Origin of the sequence: Pseudomonas sp. LB-090624, from assembly GCF_003205205.1 — a bacterium.
Taxonomy (GTDB): domain Bacteria; phylum Pseudomonadota; class Gammaproteobacteria; order Pseudomonadales; family Pseudomonadaceae; genus Aquipseudomonas.
Window position 1 is genome coordinate 179,748 of sequence record NZ_QJRL01000004.1, and the last position, 17,592, is coordinate 197,339.

Sequence of the window (17,592 nt, forward strand, 5' to 3'; positions counted from 1 at the left end):
GACCAAGCCCATGAAGTTCGAAGGCACCCGCGACTACGTCGCCACAGACGACCTGAAACTGGCAGTAAACGCGGCCATCACCCTCGAACGCCCACTGCTGGTCAAGGGCGAACCCGGCACCGGCAAGACCATGCTCGCCGAGCAACTGGCAGCCTCGTTCGGTGCACGCCTGATCACCTGGCACATCAAATCCACTACCAAGGCTCACCAGGGCCTCTACGAGTACGATGCGGTCAGCCGCCTGCGTGACTCGCAGTTGGGCGTGGACAAGGTCCACGATGTGCGCAACTACCTCAAGAAGGGCAAGCTGTGGGAGGCCTTCGAGGCCGAGGAGCGGGTCATCCTGCTGATCGATGAAATCGACAAGGCCGACATCGAGTTCCCCAACGACCTGCTGCAGGAACTCGACAAGATGGAGTTCTACGTCTACGAAATCGACGAGACCATCAAGGCGAAGCAGCGCCCGATCATCATCATTACCTCGAACAACGAAAAGGAGCTGCCGGACGCGTTCCTGCGCCGCTGCTTCTTCCACTACATCGCCTTCCCGGACCGCAACACCCTGCAGCAGATCGTCGACGTGCACTACCCGAACATCAGTCAGTCGCTGGTCAGCGAGGCGCTGGACGTGTTCTTCGACGTGCGCAAGGTGCCGGGCCTGAAGAAAAAACCGTCCACCTCCGAGCTGGTCGACTGGCTCAAGCTGCTGATGGCCGACAACATCGGTGAAGCGGTGCTGCGCGAACGCGACCCGACCAAGGCCATCCCGCCGCTGGCCGGCGCGCTGGTAAAGAACGAGCAGGATGTGCAACTGCTCGAACGCCTGGCCTTCATGAGCCGGCGCGGCAACCGCTGACAGGAGCCGGGCCATGCTGCTCAACCTGTTCAATGAAATGCGCGCGGCCAAAGTGCCGGTGTCGGTGCGTGAACTGCTCGACCTGCACCACGCCCTGCAAAAGCGCGTGGTGTTCGCCGACATGGACGAGTTCTATTACCTCGCCCGCGCCATCCTGGTGAAGGATGAACGCCACTTCGACAAGTTCGACCGGGCCTTCGCTGCCTACTTCAAGGGCCTGGAAAACCTCGACCGGCACATCGAGGCGCTGATCCCGGAAGACTGGCTGCGCAAGGAGTTCGAGCGCTCGCTCAGCGATGAAGAGCGTGCGCAGATCCAGTCGCTGGGCGGCCTGGATAAACTGATCGAGGAATTCAAGAAACGCCTCGAGGAGCAAAAGGAACGCCATGCCGGCGGCAACAAGTGGATTGGCACTGGCGGCACCAGCCCATTCGGCTCCGGCGGCTTCAACCCCGAGGGCATCCGCGTCGGCGACGCCGGCAAGCGCCAGGGCAAGGCAGTGAAGGTGTGGGACCAGCGCGAGTACAAGAACCTCGACGACCAGGTCGAGCTGGGCACGCGCAACATCAAGCTGGCCCTGCGCCGGCTGCGCAAGTTCGCCCGTGAAGGCGCCGCCGAAGAGCTGGACATCGACGGCACCATCGACCACACCGCCCGTGACGCCGGGCTGCTGAACATCCAGATGCGCCCGGAACGGCGCAATACGGTGAAGCTGCTGCTGCTGTTCGACATCGGCGGCTCGATGGACGCCCACGTCAAGGTTTGCGAGGAGTTGTTCTCGGCCTGCAAGACCGAGTTCAAGCACCTGGAGTACTACTATTTCCACAACTGCGTGTACGAGTCGGTGTGGAAGAACAACCTGCGCCGCACCTCGGAGCGCTATTCCACCTTCGACCTGCTGCACAAGTACGGCGACGACTACAAAGTGGTGTTCGTCGGCGATGCGGCCATGGCCCCCTACGAAATCACCCAGCCCGGTGGCAGCGTGGAGCACTGGAACGAAGAGGCCGGTTACGTGTGGCTGCAGCGCTTCATGGAGAAATTCAAGAAGATCATCTGGATCAACCCGTACCCCAAGCAAGCCTGGGAATACACCGCTTCGACCCATCTGATACGCGACCTGATCGAGGACAAGATGTACCCGCTGACCTTGCAGGGGCTAGAGGAAGGGATGCGGTACCTGTCCAAGTGAAGTTGCCTGTGCCGGCCCTTTCGCGGGTAAAACCGCGAAAGGGCCGGCAGCGTCACCGCCAGCGTTGCAGATATACCTGCTGCTCGCGCCAGGCCTCGTCCTGCACCACGGCCCTGAACCGCACCACCGCCCCCGGCATGCACTGCGCCAGTCGCGCCAGCGCAAGTGGCGTCAGCGCGCCCAGCCGCGGGTAGCCGCCAATGGTCTGCCGGTCATTGAGCAACACGATCGGCTGCCCGTCCGGCGGCACCTGTACCGCCCCCAGCGGGATGCCTTCGGAAATCATCGGCGCGCCCTGGTAGACCAGCTGGGGCCCCAACAAACGGATGCCCATACGGTCGGCGCGACTGTCCAGGGTCCACTCGCGGTTGAACGCCTCGAACAGGCTGCTACCACTGAAATCACCAATCTGCGCGCCCATCACCAGGTCAAGCACAGGCTGCTGTTCATGGCCCGGGCGCAACGCTTCCGGCACCTCACGCAGGTTTGCCGCAGTACCGCCGAAGGCCAGTATCTGGCCTTTAGCGAGCGCAGTCCCCTGACCATCGATACCACCCAGTTCTTCCCGCACAACCGTGGCGCAGCTACCCAACACATTCTGGCCCACGAACCCGCCAGGTGCCGCCAGATAGGCCCGCACACCCACTTTCGGCTGCTTGAGGGTCAACCGCTGCCCTTTGCCCAAGGCAAAACTGCGCCAAGGCATCAGCGGCTTATCATCGACCTGCGCATCCAGGTCGGCACCGGCCAGTGCCAGCACGCAATCCTGCTCCGCCACCATGCTGAAGCCCCCCAACGCCACCTCGACCACGGGCGCGCTCAGGGTGTTGCCCAACAGCCAGTTGGCCCAGTGCATCGCCACCCAGTCCAGCGCCCCGCCCTGGGTCACGCCCAGGTGGCGTACGCCGAAGCGCCCGGCATCTTGCAACTGGCACAGCGGCGTACTGGCCTCGATCTTCAATTGCTTCATCCCTGCGCCTCCGCATCACCGCCCAAGGCCAGGAATTCGCTGCGCGAAATCGCCACGAAGCGCACTCGGTCACCGGGTTGCAGCAAGCTATAGCCTTCACGCTCACGGTCGAACAACCGCACCGGGGTGCGCCCGATCAGGTTCCAGCCACCCGGCGATACCGCCGGGTAGGCTGCCGTCTGCCGCTCGGCGATTCCGACGCTGCCCGCCGCCACCCGTTTGCGCGGCGTACTCAGGCGCGGGCTGGCCAAGCGTTCGTCGACCAGGCCCATGAAACCGAAACCGGGGGCGAAGCCCAAGGCGAAAACCGGGTATTCGCGCTCGCTGTGCAGGCGGACCACCTCGGCCTCGCTCAACCCGCTGCGGGCTGCGAGTACTGGCAGTTCCGGGCCGACGCTGGCGTCATACCACACCGGGATTTCGTGACGGCGGCCACCACTGCCGGCGTCTGGCTGCAGCGCGTCCAGTGCATGGTTTATCAGCCCCCTCGCCTCGCCCGGCGGCAGGTCGAACTGCACCATCAGCGTGGTGTAGGACGGCACCAGATCGAGCAGGTGCTTGCCAAACGCCGCCCGCAAGCGCTGGCTGGCCGCGAGGATCCACGGCATGTTGGCCTCGTCGATACGTTCGAACAGGCGCACCATCAGGCTGTCGACGGCGACGACTTCGATGCGCAAGCTCATCGCGACGCCATAGCATCGAGGGCCTGGCGAATCTGCCGCACCGCCGCCACCGAACTGTCGTTGTCGCCGTGCACGCACAGGGTGCTGGCTACCAGCCTCAAGGCGCTGCCATCATCCGCCACCAACGTGTCGCCGCGGGCCAGGCGCACGGCCTGATCTACCACCAGCGCAGGGTCGTGGTGCACCGCGCCCGGCAAGCGCCGCGACACCAGGTGGCCACTGGCGGTATAGGCGCGGTCGGCAAACGCTTCGAACCACAGCGGCACGCCGATTTCATCGCCCAACGCCTGGGCGGCGCGGTTGTCAGCCGTGGCCATCAACATCAGCGGCAGGTTGCTGTCGTAGGCCGCCACCGCCTCCAGCACAGTACGCAGCTTGAGCGGGTCGGCCATCATGTCGTTGTACAACGCGCCATGGGGCTTCACGTAAGCCACGCGAGTACCCAGCACTTTGCAGATGCCGTCCAGCGCACCGATCTGGTAGTGCAGCAGGTCGCGAATTTCCTCGGCGCTGCAGGCCATGGAGCGGCGACCAAAGCCGACCAGGTCCGGGTAGGCCGGGTGGGCACCGATGGTTACCCCGTGCTCCAGCGCCAGGGCCACGGTGCGGCGCATGATACCGGGGTCACCGGCATGGTATCCGCAAGCGATGTTGGCGCAATCGATGTACGGCATGACCTCGGCATCCAGGCCCATGCGCCAGCTGCCGAAACTCTCGCCCATGTCGCAATTGAGTAGCAGGCGTTCCACCACACGGCCTCCGTTGTTGTTGTGCATATGCCTACCTTACCTTGCCTGCAGCTGTTTGCCGCGTGTTTCCGGCAGGCTCAATGCCGCCACGATCACCACGCCATAGGACACGGCAGAAAACACTCCTATGCCCACGCCCAGCGGCACCTTCTGGCCGAGCACGCCGATAAGCAGCGGGAACAGCGCCGCAATGACCTTGCCGATGTTGTAGCAAAAGCCCTGCCCTGAACCGCGGATGCGCGTGGGGAACAGTTCGGTGAGGAACGCGCCCATGCCACTGAATATGCCCGAGGCAAAGAAGCCCAGCGGGAAGCCCAGCCACAGCATCACCCCGTCGCTGACCGGCATTTGCGTGTACAGCAACACGATCACGAACGAGCCCACGGCAAACAGGATGAAGTTTTTCTTGCGCCCCAGCAGGTCGGACAGGTACGCACTGACCACATAACCCACATACGAGCCGACGATCACCATGGCCAGGTAGCCACCGGTACCCAGCACACTCAGGCCGCGCTCTTGCTTGAGGAAGGTCGGCAGCCACGAGGTGATGGCGTAGTATCCGCCCAGCGCACCGGTGGTCAGCAGCGACGCGCGCACGGTGGTCCAGAGCATGCCCGAGGCAAAGATTTCGTAGAAGTGCGACGGCGCCTCGGCGGCTTCCGCTGCCTTGGCCTTGCGATAAACCTCCGGGTCCTTGACCAGGCGGCGGACGAAGATCACGAAAATCGCCGGCACCAGCCCCAGCAGGAACAGCGCACGCCAGGCCTGCTCTGGCGGCAGCCAGGAGAACAGCAGCGCGTAGAGGATGGCGGTGAGCCCCCAGCCGATGGCCCAGCCGGACTGCACCATGCCCACCGCCTTGCCACGGTCCTGGGCGCGGATCACTTCACCGATCAGCACTGCGCCCGCAGTCCATTCGCCACCAAAGCCGAAGCCCATCAGGGTGCGGGCGATCAGCAACTGCTCGTAGTTCTGGGCAAAACCGCAGAGGAAGGTGAAAAAGGCAAACCACAGCACCGTCAGTTGCAGGGTACGCACTCGGCCGATGCGGTCGGAAAGGATGCCCGCGATCCAGCCACCCACGGCCGAGGCGATCAGTGTGCTGGTGTGGATCAGCCCGGCTTCGGTGGTGGTGATGCCCCACAGCATGATCAGCGTGGGAATGACGAAGCTGAGCATTTGCGTGTCCATGCCGTCCAGGCCATAGCCGATCTTGCAGCTCCAGAAGGTGCGCCGTTGCTGTGAGTCGATGTCGCGATACCAGGCGAAAGGCCCGGACGAAGAGGGGGAACTGACCTGCTGCACGCCGGTGGGGTTCATGCTTGCCTCGGCTTGTTGGTATTGTTTTATGGGCGACCTGAAACGTCGCGGCCTGAGCGCCATGTTCAGAGGCTGCGACGCCTGCGTCCAACGAGAAAAATCGCCGGTCTGGAACAAGAAAAACTGATCATGAACCTTCGCTTCCTCGAAACCTTTGTCTGGGTCGCCCGCCTCAAGAGCTTCCGCCTGACTGCGGAAAAGCTGTTCACCACCCAGGCCTCGGTCTCCAGCCGCATTGCGGCGCTCGAGGCCGACCTGGGGGTAAAGCTGCTGCTGCGCGACTCTCGTGGCGTCAGCCTGACCCCGGAAGGCGGCAAGGTGCTGGAATATGCCGAGCGCATGCTGGAAACCGCCGAGGCCATGAAGCAATCGCTGGGCAGCGACCGCGCCAAGGTCGGGCGCATTCGCATCGGGGTGATGGACACGGTGATCCATACCTGGATGAACGCGCTGGTGGCCGAGCTGACCGAACGCTACCCGCAGGTGGAAATCGAGCTGGTCGCCGATACCGCGCTGAACCTGCGCGAGCAGCTGCAGAAGGGCTTTCTCGATGTGATCCTGCAGACCGACCTGCTGCGCGAACAGTCGATCCGCAGCCTCGACCTGGCACGCTATCCAATGGGCTGGGTGGTGGCCGCCGGCTCGCACCAGCACCGCGACTACGCCTCGCTGGCCGAGCTTGGGCGTGAGCGGATCATCACCTTCTCGAAGAACTCGCGGCCGCACCAGGAGGTGCTGAGCCTGCTGCAGGCTGCGGGCGCCGAGACGCCACGCCTGAACTGCGTGAACTCGGTGGCGGCGATTACCCGGCTGCTGCGGGACGGCTTTGGCATTGGCGCATTGCCGCCAGCGCTGGTGGATGCCGAGCTGAGCCGAGGCGAGCTGGTATTGCTGGAAGGGCTGCAACCGCCGTCGAGCCTGGAACTGGTGGTGGCCTGGCAGACCGGGGTGGCGCTGGTGGATGAAGTGGTCGGGGTGTGCCGGCAAGTGCTGGAGCGGTATGCGCGGGATGTGGGTGGGCAGCGGATCGTACTGGTCTGAACGACAGTTTCTGCCTGTACCACAGAACTTAGCGCCAGCTCTCTTTCACCACCCTGCGCCGCCCGCCCAGGATCAGCCAGCCAACCCCCAGCAACAGGCTCTCGACCACAAACGCCAGCACGAAACCTGCACCAACGCCCCAGCCAACCGCCTCGGGCACCAGCAGGATCTGGTAGCTGTAGCCGTTCAGGGTTTCATCACGCAACTGCGGATCGGCCTGCACCAGCACATGCCAGGTACGCTCGGCCCAGGGCCCTTGCAGCGCCTGCCACTCGTTTTCCAGCAGCTGGTTGCGGATCATCAGGCTTTCGATGCTGTTGGCATCACTGTTGAACACCGGGTCGTCACTGCTGCGGTAATGCCGCAACAGTGCTTGCAAGTCGCCATTGAAGAAGCGCTCCGCAGTCTGTTTGAAGCCATCCAGTGCTTCACGCGACTCGAACAGGTGCGCCTCGACCCGCTGGCTGTAGTCCTTGACCAGCCCCGGGACCTGGATGCCGGCCAGCAGGCCGAAGGTGAACAGCAGCAACCGCAGGTAACTTCTGAACATGCAGCGTCCTTAGCTCTGGCCGTGCGCTGTGCACTCTCCGTGCCGCCACAGGGCCCACTGACCCGGCTCGTAGCGCTGCCAGGTCTCGTTCTCGGTCAGGGCCTCGGTGGCGATCACCGTGACCACGTCGTTGGGGGTCGTTTCGGTATGAAAATCGACGATCAGGTCGACATCCTTCAAGCGTGCTGCACCAAACGGCGCACGGCGGGTAATGTGCACCAACTTGGTGGAGCAGAAGCAGAACAGCCAGTCGCCATCGCTGAGCATGCAGTTGAATACACCCTGGCCGCGGTAGCCGGCACAGGCTTCGACCAGCACCGGCAGCAGCTGTTCCACCGGGACCGGCTCGGGGAAGGCGCTGCGGATGCGGTTGAGCAGGTCGCAGAAAGCCGCTTCGCTGTCGGTGTCGCCCACCGGCCGGTAGAAACTGGCCAGGCCCTTGAACTCGCCCAACTGGCCGTTGTGCGCAAAGCACCAGTTGCGGCCCCACATTTCGCGCACGAACGGGTGGGTGTTGGACAGGCACACCTTGCCGATGTTGGCCTGGCGGATATGGCCGATCACCACTTCGCTCTTGATCGGGTAGCGCTGCACCAGGTTGGCCACTTCCGACTCGCTGCTGGCGGCCGGGTCCTGGAACAGGCGCAGGCCACGCCCTTCGTAAAAGCCGATACCCCAGCCGTCACGGTGCGGGCCGGTACGACCACCGCGCTGCATCAGCCCGGTGAAGCTGAAGACGATGTCGGTGGGGACGTTGGCACTCATGCCCAGCAGTTCGCACATGGCTGTGTCTCCGCTTACAGACGGGGCTCGACCCGGCCATTGCCACGCGGGGCGGCTGGCGGTGGGTCGTCACGGTAACGGTCGCGGCGCTCGGCCGCCAGCGGCGCCTGGGCAGCGAGCTGGTCGTCTTCGGCCGCCTGGCGCTGGGCAGCGGCTTCGGCTTGGGCACGGCGCTCGCGGGCGCGCTTTTCCAACGGCCAGCGCACCAGCACGAAAAGAAAGTACAGGCCGAAGGCGATCATTCCGTACATGGCGAAGTCGGACACCGCACGCCAGGCATTGTTGCCGACCTTGAAGGCGACATCCAGGGCGGTGATGGCGATGGCCGGGGCGAAGCTTTCCTTGGCCGGGTCGACGATGGTCGGGGTCAGCAGCAGCACCGCCAGCAGCACCCGCAGCGGTTCGCGCAGCCAGCGCCACATCCACCCGGTGAGTTTGAAGCCCACCAGCAGGCAGCCCAGGGCGGCAACTGCGTACAGGCCCCAAGCGAAGGTGTAGTCGTTCTCGATCATGGTGTTCGTGCAAGCCAGGCAAAGAGTTGCCTATGATAAACACTTTTCCGGGCGCAGGCAGTGTTTGCCTGTGGCGGCCCCAACAAGAGATCCTCAATGCCAACCAAGCCCCTACCCCCGATTGCCCAGGCCGACTCAGGTACCGACCCATACGCCTGGCTGCAACAGCGCGACACCCCCGAGGTGCTCGCCTACCTGCAGGCCGAAAACGCCTACCAGGAGGCCTGCCTGGCCGACCAGGCGCCGCTGCGCGAGCAGTTGTTCGAAGAGATCAAGGGCCGCATCCAGGAAACCGACCTGTCGTTGCCCTCCCCGTGGGGCCCCTACCTGTATTACACCCGCACCACCGCTGGCGACGAATATCCGCGCCACTATCGCTGCCCGCGCCCGGCCGACGGTTCCAATACCGTCGATGAAACCCAGGAGCAGCTGCTGCTAGACCCCAACGCCCTGGCGAACGGAGGTTTCCTCTCGCTCGGTGCATTCAACGTCAGCCCCGACCACCGCCTGCTGGCCTATAGCCTCGACACCAGCGGCGACGAGATCTACACCCTGTACGTCAAGGACCTGGCCAGCGACGACGTCACCGCCCTGCCCTTCGACGACTGCGACGGCAGCCTGACCTGGGCCAATGACAGCCAGACGCTGTTCTTCGCCGAGCTGGACGACACCCATCGGCCATGGCGCCTGCGCCGCCACACCTTGGGCAGCGAGGGCGCACAGACCGTGTTCGAAGAGCCTGACGGGCGGTTCTTCCTGCACTGCTACCGCACCAGTTCCGAGCGCCAGCTGGTGCTGCTGCTGAACAGCAAGACCACCTGCGAAGCCTGGGTGCTGGACGCCGAAACCCCACAGGCGCCATTCACCTGCCTGGCGCCGCGCGTCGAAGGCCACGAGTATTTCCCCGACCATGGCCAGCTTGACGGCGAATGGCGTTGGTTCATCCGCACCAACCAGGACGGCATCAACTTCGCCCTTTACCACGCCCCGGTTGTGCCGGTGCCAAGCCGCGGGCAATGGCAAGTGCTGGTGCCGCACCGCGACGCGATCATGCTCGAAGGGCTGAGCCTGAACGCTGGCGCCCTGACCCTGAGCCTGCGCGAAGGCGGCCTGCCGATCATCGAAGTACGCCCGCAGGGCCTGCCGGCCTACCGCGTCGAGCTGCCGGATGCCGCCTACAGCCTGTACGTTCAAGACAGCCTGGAGTTCGCCAGCGCACGCCTGCGCTTGCGCTACGAAGCCCTCAACCGCCCGGCCCAGGTACGCCAGCTGGAGCTGGCAACAGGGGCACAGGTGGTGCTCAAGCAAACCCCGGTGCTGGGTGCGTTCGATGCCGACGACTACGTCAGCGAGCGCCTGTGGGCCACTGCCGCCGACGGCACGCGCGTGCCGATCAGCCTGGTGCGCCGCCGCCAGGACGTGGGGCAGACCGTGCCGCTTTACCTGTACGGCTATGGCGCCTATGGCGAAAGCCTCGACCCGTGGTTCTCGCATGCGCGCCTGAGCCTGCTACAGCGCGGCGTGGCCTTTGCCATTGCCCATGTACGTGGCGGCGGCGAACTGGGCGAGGCCTGGTACCGCGCCGGCAAGCAGGAGCACAAGCAAAACACCTTCAGTGACTTCATCGCCTGTGCCGAACACCTGATCGCCGAGGGGGTGACTGCAGCCGATCGGTTGGCCATCAGTGGCGGCAGTGCCGGCGGCCTGCTGATCGGTGCGGTGCTCAACCTGCGCCCCGAGCTGTTCCGCTGCGCGATCGCCGAAGTGCCATTCGTCGACGTGCTCAATACCATGCTCGACCCCGAGTTACCGCTGACCGTGACCGAGTATGACGAATGGGGCAACCCTGAAGACCCTGAGGTCTACGAGCGGATCAAGGCGTATGCGCCGTACGAAAACGTGATGGCCCAGGCCTACCCGGCGATGCTGGTGGTGGCAGGTTACAACGACAGCCGCGTGCAGTACTGGGAAGCGGCCAAGTGGGTGGCGCGGTTGCGTACGCGCAAGACCGACAGCAACCTGCTGTTGCTCAAGACCGAGATGGGGGCTGGGCATGGCGGGATGAGCGGGCGCTACCAAGGGTTGAAGGATGTGGCGCTGGAATATGCATTCGTGTTTGGCGAGCTGGGGATCGTTTGAGGTAGCTGGGGGCGCGTTGCGCCCCAAGCGCCCCCCGCTTGCGCCTGTCAATCATCGTCCACAACCGGCTTCGGCGGCTCCGGCCGCAACCCGGGCAGTGGCTGGTCCTTCGGCGGGCCGGGCACCGGCATCGGCGGCAACAAGGGCGCACCCGGCTGGCTGTCATAAGCCTTGGGCGGCGTACTCGGGGTTATCTGCGGGTATGGCGTGGGCGTCGGCGTACCCGGCGCACCGGGCACCGGCGTATTCAGCCGGGGTGGCGTGCTGGCGGCTTCGGCCATGGGCAGGCCAGCCAGCAACAGCACAGCGAGGATCGCGTGCAACATCAGCAACCTCCTGTCGGGAACCTTCCTACAGGCTACGCCTAAATCCGGGCTTGCGCCTGTCCGCCCGCCCTGCAAGCGCGCTAGACTCAATGGCATAACCGTCATCTGCCTGATCAGAACAAAGGAAACACCCATGAGCTCCACCTCTTCCGCCGCTGCCACCGCGCGCCTGGACCGCATCCTCGCCGATGCCAAGCGCGACAAGGAAATGGGCTACCGCGACAAGGCCCTCAGAATGTACCCGCACGTGTGCGGCCGTTGCGCTCGCGAGTTCGCCGGCAAGCGCCTGAGCGAGCTGACCGTGCACCACCGGGACCACAACCACGACAACAACCCGCAGGACGGCTCCAACTGGGAGCTGCTGTGCCTGTACTGCCACGACAACGAGCACTCGCGCTACACCGACCAGCAGTACTTCAGTGAAGGCTCCACCAGCACCCCGAGCATCGCCAAGGCTACGCATAACCCCTTCGCCGGGCTGGCTGGCATGTTGAAGAAAGACTGACCATCGATTCGCGCCCCGCTGCTACCGGGCAGCCCGTATAATCGCGCTTTTTTCGCGAAGGGCCCCGGTACGTGGCAAACAAACGATACAGCTGCATCGGCCTGTTCAACCCCAAATCACCCGAAAACGTCGGCTCGGTGATGCGCGCCGCGGGCTGCTATGGCGTCAATTCGGTGTTCTACACCGGCAAACGGTATGAACGCGCCCGTGACTTCGTCACCGACACCAAGCGCGTGCACTACGACATCCCGCTGATTGGCATCGATGACCTGCAGCGCATCATCCCGCTGGGCTGCACGCCCGTGGCGGTGGAGTTGGTGGAAGGTGCGCGACCGCTGCCGGAGTACACCCATCCGGACCGGGCCATCTACATCTTCGGACCGGAGGACGGCACGCTGAGCGAGGAAGTGCGAGAGTGGTGTGAAGAAACCATCTACATACCAACCGAGGGCTGCATGAACCTGGCGGCGACAGTGAATGTGGTGTTGTACGACCGCATGGCCAAGGGGCTGAATACCCGCTCGGGGCCCCGGTTCAAGTAAAAAAACCGCCTTTGCAGTGTCTGGACCGGCCTACTGGCCGGCACAGCCACTCCAAAAGCGGCCAGGTGCTGAGCTCCGTCAGAACAGCACCGGTGTTGCTCAGATCACGAAGCGTTGATCCAGATGGTCTTCAGCTCCGTGTATTGGTCATGGGCCCAGATGGACTTGTCGCGCCCACCGAAGCCTGACTCCTTGTAGCCACCGAACGGCGTGGTGACATCACCTTCGCCGAAGCAGTTGACCGTCACCACGCCCGCGCGGATTTCACGCGACAGGCGCAGCGCATTGCGCAGGCTGCCGGTGTAGGCCGAAGCCGCCAGGCCATAGACGGTATCGTTGGCCAGCTCGATCGCCTCGTCGATGGTCTCGAAGCTGGTCACGCTCAGCACCGGGCCAAAGATTTCCTCGACGAACAGCTTGTTGTCACGGCCAACGTTGTCGACGATGGTCGGCTGCACGAAGACGCCTTCCTCGGTTTCGCCGCCCTGAACGATGCTGAGTTTCTGCTCGGCAGCGTATTCCAGGTACGACTTCACCTTTTCGAAGTGCGACTTGCTGACCATGGCGCCCAGGCGGTTGTCCGGGTCGAGCGGGTCGCCGAGCTTCCAGTCCTTCAGGTGCTTGGCGATCAGGCCCAGCAGCTCGTCCTTGACGTCCTTGTGGACGATCAGGCGCGACGAGGCAGAACAGTTTTCGCCCATGTTCCAGAACGCACCGGCAGTGACGAACTGGGCCACTTCGTCCAGGTCTTCGCAGTCGTTCATGACCACGGCCGGGTTCTTGCCACCCAGTTCCAGGACGATGCGCTTGAGGTTGGACTCGGCAGCGTATTTCAGGAACAGGCGGCCGGTGTCGGTGGACCCGGTAAAGCTGACCATCGGGATGTCCATGTGGCGGCCGATGGCTTCGCCCACTTCACGGCCACCGCCTGGCACCAGGTTGAACACGCCAGCAGGAATACCGGCCTCGTGGGCCAGTTCGGCCACGCGCAAGGCGCTGAGGGTGGTTTCCTTGGCCGGCTTGACCACGATCGAGCAACCGGCGGCCAGGGACGGGGCAATCTTCCACGCCAGCATCAGCAGCGGGAAGTTCCATGGCAGCACCAGGCCGACCACACCGATGGCTTCACGTACCACCATGGTCACGGCCGCGTTGCCGGTGGGCGCTGTGGCGTCGTAGATCTTGTCGATCAGCTCGGCGTGCCAGCGGATGGTGTGGATGGTTTCCGGCACGTCGACGGTCTGGCACTCGCTGACCGGCTTGCCGCTGTCCAGCGCTTCCAGCACTGCCAGCTCGTGGGCGTTGTCTTCCAGCAGTTGGGCGAACTTCTGCAGCACATGCTTGCGGTCGTTCGGCTGCATCTTCGACCAGGTGCCCGCTTCGAACACACGCTTGGCCGCGGCCACGGCGACGTTCACGTCATTGACGTCGCAAGCGGCGACCTCAGCCAGCTGCTTGCCGGTAGCCGGGTTGCTGGTGACGAAGGTGCGGCCAGAGATGGCATCGCGGAATTCACCGTCGATGAACGCCTTGGTGCGCAGTTGCAGGTCGGCGGCGATGGCCGCGTATTGTTCCTTGCTCAGCAAATCAGCCATTTTGACGGCCTCCTTATTTGATCTGGGCGATGGTGGCTTTCAGTTCGGTGACCACGCGCTTGAGCGCTTGCTTCTCGGCATCGTCCAGGTCGTACAGCGGCTTGCGCACGCCGCCGGTCTTCAGGCCGTTGAGGGCCACACCGTTCTTGATCGCCTGGACGAACTTGCCACCTTCGAGGAAGTCCATCAGCGGCATCATGGCGGCCATGATCTTGCGGCCTTTGTCGAAGTCCTTCTCGATCACGCAGGCCTCATACAGGGCCACGTGCTCGCGGGGGATGAAGTTGGAGCCGGCGCAGACCCAGCTCTTGGCGCCCCAGGCGAAGAATTCCAGGGCCTGGTCGTCCCAACCGCACGACAGCTGAATGTTCGGGCGGTGGATGGCCAGGCGGTGCAGCTGGGCCATATCACCGGAGCTTTCCTTGATGGCAACGATGTTCTTCACGTCGGCAACGGCGTCGAAGAACGCTTCGCCCATGCTCACGCTCATGCGGCCTGGGTAGTTGTAGAGCATGATCGGCAGGCCGGCGGCGGCGTCGACGGCTTTGACGTGAAGGGCGATTTCCTGCTGGGTCGGCAGCGCGTACGGCGGGGTGCCGACCAGCAGCGCGTCAGCCTTGATTTCCTTGGCGTGCTGGGCGAAGGCCACGGCGTCTTCGGTGCGGATGCCGCCGGTACCGACGATCAGCGGCAGGCGGCCATTGAGCACGTCCTTGGCCTGGGCCGCCAGGTCGATGCGTTCCTGGGTGGTGTGGGCGTAGTACTCGCCGGTGGAGCCACCAATGATGACGCCGTGGATTTTCGATTCGACCAGGTATTCGAGGACCTCGGCGAACGCCGCCTTGTCGATCGAGCCGTCCGCAGCCAGCGGAGTGATTGCCGGGGTGTAGATGCCTTCGAATTTCACGGTAGGTTCTCCAGTGCGTTGCTCAGTGTTGTAAGGCCCGCAGCAACCACGCTGCGGTGGGTTGTAAGGTTTCAGCTCAGCGAAGCCGCTTGCTGCAGGTTCAGGGAACGGGTTTCCGGGGCCAGCGCGACCGAGAAGGCCAAGCCGACGAAGGTCACGGCGGCGGCGGCGTACATGGTCGCGCCAATGCCGTAGCTCTCCAGCGCGATGGGGACCAGCCAGGTGCCGACGGCCGCGCCGACACGCGACATCGAGGTGCCTACACCTACCGCGCCAGCGCGAATCTCGGTGGGAAACAACTCGTTGGGGTAGACCAGCTGCAGCACCTGGGCGCCGCCGATGAACAGCGCGTAAGCGCCGAATAGGGCGAGGATGAGCATCTCGTTGCCGTTGCTGAAAGCACCCAGGCCGAGCAGCGCCAGCCCTGACCAGAAGAAGCTGTGCAGCAGCGTGGTACGGCGCCCGATGGTGTTCAGCAGGCGGGTGCCGATGATGCAACCGACCACGAACAGGCAAGTGATGGCGACTGAACCGATGGCTGCCCAGTCCCCTTTCAGGTTGAGCGCGCCCAACACTTTCGGAGCGAAAGCGTATACGGCAAACACCGGGATCACTGAGCAGGTCCAGAACATGGTCACGAACAGCATGCGTTTGCCGTAGCCGGAGTGCAGCAGGCTGAGGAGCGACAGCTTGCGGGTCTTGGGTTCTTCCGGCAGGTTCTGCAGCGAGAAGTTGTTGCCGTACACGCGCTTGATCACCTGTTCGGCCTCGGCCGAGCGGCCTTTGCTGATCAGCCAGCGTGGCGACTCCGGTGTGCCGAGACGGATGGCGAACAGCAGCGCGCCGATCACTGCGGCACTGGCCAGCACCAGGCGCCAGGCATCCTCACCGCCGTGGCGCAGGATTGCTTCCCCGACCATGTAGGCGGTGGCAGCACCGGCGAACCACAGCACGGTCAGGGTGGCCAGGCGCGGGCCACGGTTTTTCTTCGGCAAAAACTCCACCAGCAGCGATGTCGCCACGGGGTACTCGATGCCCACTGCAATACCGATGGCAAAACGCAGCAGGAACAACGCCAGTGCAGACTCCACCCAGAACTGCGCCAGCGAGGCCAGGATGAACAGGGTCGGGCCGACGAAGAACACGCGCTTGCGGCCGAAGCGGTCGGTCAGCCAACCGCCGAAGAAGCCTCCGAAGAAAATGCCGATCAGCGCCGACGCGGCGATCATGCCTTGCCAGAAACTGGTCAGGCTCAGGCCCGCAGACATCTGCACCATGGCCACGCCGATGAGGCTCAGTACATAGCCGTCAACGAACGAGCCGCCACCGGAACGCAAGGTCAGCAACTGGTGAAAGTTGTTGATCGGTACATCTTCAATCGAAACATTCGGACTTGTCATTATTGTTCCTACCATTTCTGCTACATGCACATATTCAAGGCGAGCGCCTCCGCGAAACTGAAAACACTGTTCAGCCCCGGGGTACCCGGTAATTACTACCGGCCATCAATTTCGGGCTGAGTGAGCCCGTGCCGGCGAATCGAATGCCGACATATCTGTTCTATGCCTGAAACCTGCTATCGATCAGCTTTCTTTGCCAGCGCGGAACTGCCCCCACATCAGGTTGGCGTTCAAACCCAGTGAAACCAAGGGCTGCGGCGGGTTCGAGCAAGGCCCGGGGGCATTCAGCAAAAATTCGATCAGTGCGTTCTTGTCACCGGCCAGCCAGTCGGCCAGCAACTTGCCGGTGACCGTACCGCGAGTAACGCCCAGGCCATTGCAGCACAATGCGCCGACCACATTGGGCGCCAACTTGCCAAAGAAACCCATGTGATTACGCGACAAGGCCAGTGCACCGCCCCAGGTGTATTCGAAGTCAACGCCGGGCAACATCGGGAAACGCCGGGCGAACGATTCGCGGTGACGCTCGACGAAGCGCGCCAGGTATTTGCGGTTGCTGCGCCCGTCGGGGTTGTAGCTGAAGCTGTTGCGGATCAACAGGCGGTTGTCGACAGTACGGCGCATGGTGGTGCCGAACGGGTCTGCGGGGATCACGCCCCAATAGGGTTTGCCGCCCAGGCGGGCCTGCTCTTCCTCGGTCAGCGGGCGGGTAATGCTGCCGTAGGTGAACACCGGCAGCATGCGGCCCTTGAGGAAGCCGAAGCTCATGCCGAAGGCATTGGTGGTCAGCACCAATTTTTCGGCGGTGATCGAGCCCTTGGCGTGTCGCAGCACCACCTTGTCACCGTACTCGACCTCGGTGATCGGCGTGTGCTCATACAGCGAGACATTGCCCGGCAGGCTGTCGGCCAGGCCTTTGACCAGCGCCGAGGGTTGCAGCAAGGCGGTACCGGGGGTAAACAGGCCTTTGCGGTAGAAATGCGTACCGATGTGCTCGGGCAGGTCGCGCCCTTCGATCACTTCGTAGGGTTGGCCGAGTTTATCCAGGCCACGCCGATAGGCATCCAGCACGGCGATGCCACGACCCTCGACGGCGGCCTGGTACTTGCCGCAATGGCGGAACTGGCACTCGATGTCGTAGCGCTCGATCAGCTCCTTGAGGTAGGACTGGCCACCCAGGTTGAGCTTGAGCACGGTCTTGGCGATGTCGATGTCGCCGATGTAGTCCTCGGCGCCGATATCGTGCGGCAGGTCAATGGCAAAGCCGGCGTTACGCCCGGAGGTGCCAAAGCCAACCTCCTGCGCCTCGATCAACACGATCTCGTCATCCGGAAAGTTCGTCGCCAGCTGACGCGCGGCGGCCAAGCCGGTAAAACCGGCGCCGACCACCACCCAGCGGGCCTGGCTGTGGCCACTGTGGGCCGCCCTTGGCGTGCGGGGCTTGCTCAGGTGATACCAACCACAGGTGGCATCATCGGCAGGTAACGAACTTATTCTTGTCATCTCACTAACCTGGTTCTTG

The 17,592-nt window shown here is 63.7% G+C and carries 18 protein-coding genes; 6 read left to right on the plus strand and 12 right to left on the minus strand.

Annotation, left to right across the window (positions count from 1 at the left end; all coding sequences use genetic code 11):
• Positions 1-10: 10 nt before the first annotated feature.
• The gene (locus DMX11_RS06495) at positions 11-856 is read left to right on the plus strand and encodes a MoxR family ATPase (protein WP_110743839.1); all 846 of its coding nucleotides are present in this window, start codon (positions 11-13) and stop codon (positions 854-856) included.
• Between the two features lie 13 nt (positions 857-869).
• Positions 870-2,048, plus strand: a complete 1,179-nt coding sequence (locus tag DMX11_RS06500; protein ID WP_110743741.1) for a VWA domain-containing protein — start codon at positions 870-872, stop codon at positions 2,046-2,048.
• 52 nt (positions 2,049-2,100) lie between these two features.
• Here DMX11_RS06500 and DMX11_RS06505 read toward each other — a convergent pair whose 3' ends face one another.
• From DMX11_RS06505 to DMX11_RS06520, 4 genes are read right to left on the minus strand one after another with little or no spacing between them, the layout of a single operon-like run.
• Positions 2,101-3,018: a biotin-dependent carboxyltransferase family protein gene (locus tag DMX11_RS06505; RefSeq protein ID WP_110743742.1), complete on the minus strand. Its 918-nt coding sequence runs from the start codon at positions 3,016-3,018 to the stop codon at positions 2,101-2,103.
• On the minus strand, positions 3,015-3,701 hold the full coding sequence (pxpB, locus tag DMX11_RS06510) for a 5-oxoprolinase subunit PxpB (RefSeq protein ID WP_110743743.1): 687 nt from the start codon (positions 3,699-3,701) through the stop codon (positions 3,015-3,017). Before pxpB ends, DMX11_RS06505 begins: the two co-directional genes overlap by 4 nt.
• Positions 3,698-4,477, minus strand: coding sequence for a 5-oxoprolinase subunit PxpA (locus DMX11_RS06515; RefSeq protein ID WP_110743744.1), 780 nt, complete (start codon positions 4,475-4,477; stop codon positions 3,698-3,700). Before DMX11_RS06515 ends, pxpB begins: the two co-directional genes overlap by 4 nt.
• A gap of 9 nt (positions 4,478-4,486) precedes the next feature.
• On the minus strand, positions 4,487-5,770 hold the full coding sequence (locus DMX11_RS06520; protein WP_110743745.1) for an MFS transporter: 1,284 nt from the start codon (positions 5,768-5,770) through the stop codon (positions 4,487-4,489).
• Between the two features lie 129 nt (positions 5,771-5,899).
• Here DMX11_RS06520 and DMX11_RS06525 point away from each other — a divergent pair, with 129 nt between their 5' ends.
• Positions 5,900-6,811 (plus strand): LysR family transcriptional regulator, encoded by a 912-nt coding sequence (locus DMX11_RS06525; RefSeq protein ID WP_110743746.1) that lies wholly within the window; start codon positions 5,900-5,902, stop codon positions 6,809-6,811.
• A 28-nt stretch (positions 6,812-6,839) separates the two neighbouring features.
• Here DMX11_RS06525 and DMX11_RS06530 read toward each other — a convergent pair whose 3' ends face one another.
• The 3 genes from DMX11_RS06530 to DMX11_RS06540 are packed head-to-tail and all read right to left on the minus strand — an operon-like array spanning position 6,840 to position 8,656.
• On the minus strand, positions 6,840-7,361 hold the full coding sequence (locus DMX11_RS06530) for a DUF2937 family protein (protein ID WP_110743747.1): 522 nt from the start codon (positions 7,359-7,361) through the stop codon (positions 6,840-6,842).
• A gap of 9 nt (positions 7,362-7,370) precedes the next feature.
• Positions 7,371-8,144, minus strand: a complete 774-nt coding sequence (locus DMX11_RS06535) for a class II glutamine amidotransferase (protein ID WP_110743748.1) — start codon at positions 8,142-8,144, stop codon at positions 7,371-7,373.
• 14 nt (positions 8,145-8,158) lie between these two features.
• The gene (locus DMX11_RS06540; protein ID WP_110743749.1) at positions 8,159-8,656 is read right to left on the minus strand and encodes an MFS transporter; all 498 of its coding nucleotides are present in this window, start codon (positions 8,654-8,656) and stop codon (positions 8,159-8,161) included.
• Positions 8,657-8,752: 96 nt separating this feature from the next.
• On the opposite strand from DMX11_RS06540, the gene DMX11_RS06545 reads away from it, so the two are divergent.
• Positions 8,753-10,795 carry a S9 family peptidase gene (locus DMX11_RS06545; protein WP_110743750.1) on the plus strand — a complete coding sequence of 681 codons (2,043 nt, stop codon included), beginning with the start codon at positions 8,753-8,755 and terminating at the stop codon, positions 10,793-10,795.
• A 47-nt stretch (positions 10,796-10,842) separates the two neighbouring features.
• Here the strand turns inward: DMX11_RS06545 and DMX11_RS06550 are convergent, their stop codons facing one another.
• Positions 10,843-11,121 carry a hypothetical protein gene (locus DMX11_RS06550; protein WP_110743751.1) on the minus strand — a complete coding sequence of 93 codons (279 nt, stop codon included), beginning with the start codon at positions 11,119-11,121 and terminating at the stop codon, positions 10,843-10,845.
• A 133-nt stretch (positions 11,122-11,254) separates the two neighbouring features.
• Here DMX11_RS06550 and DMX11_RS06555 point away from each other — a divergent pair, with 133 nt between their 5' ends.
• On the plus strand, positions 11,255-11,626 hold the full coding sequence (locus DMX11_RS06555) for a YajD family HNH nuclease (protein WP_003254676.1): 372 nt from the start codon (positions 11,255-11,257) through the stop codon (positions 11,624-11,626).
• Between the two features lie 71 nt (positions 11,627-11,697).
• Entirely contained in the window at positions 11,698-12,168 is a 471-nt protein-coding gene (locus DMX11_RS06560; protein WP_110743752.1) for an RNA methyltransferase, read from the plus strand.
• A 104-nt stretch (positions 12,169-12,272) separates the two neighbouring features.
• On the opposite strand, the gene DMX11_RS06565 is transcribed toward DMX11_RS06560, so the two are convergent.
• From DMX11_RS06565 to DMX11_RS06580, 4 genes are all read right to left on the minus strand, one after another.
• On the minus strand, positions 12,273-13,763 hold the full coding sequence (locus DMX11_RS06565; protein ID WP_110743753.1) for an aldehyde dehydrogenase: 1,491 nt from the start codon (positions 13,761-13,763) through the stop codon (positions 12,273-12,275).
• Between the two features lie 13 nt (positions 13,764-13,776).
• The gene (locus DMX11_RS06570) at positions 13,777-14,670 is read right to left on the minus strand and encodes a dihydrodipicolinate synthase family protein (RefSeq protein WP_110743754.1); all 894 of its coding nucleotides are present in this window, start codon (positions 14,668-14,670) and stop codon (positions 13,777-13,779) included.
• 71 nt (positions 14,671-14,741) lie between these two features.
• On the minus strand, positions 14,742-16,070 hold the full coding sequence (locus tag DMX11_RS06575) for an MFS transporter (RefSeq protein WP_110743755.1): 1,329 nt from the start codon (positions 16,068-16,070) through the stop codon (positions 14,742-14,744).
• Positions 16,071-16,253: 183 nt separating this feature from the next.
• Positions 16,254-17,573, minus strand: a complete 1,320-nt coding sequence (locus DMX11_RS06580) for an FAD-binding oxidoreductase (protein WP_110743756.1) — start codon at positions 17,571-17,573, stop codon at positions 16,254-16,256.
• Positions 17,574-17,592: the final 19 nt, after the last annotated feature.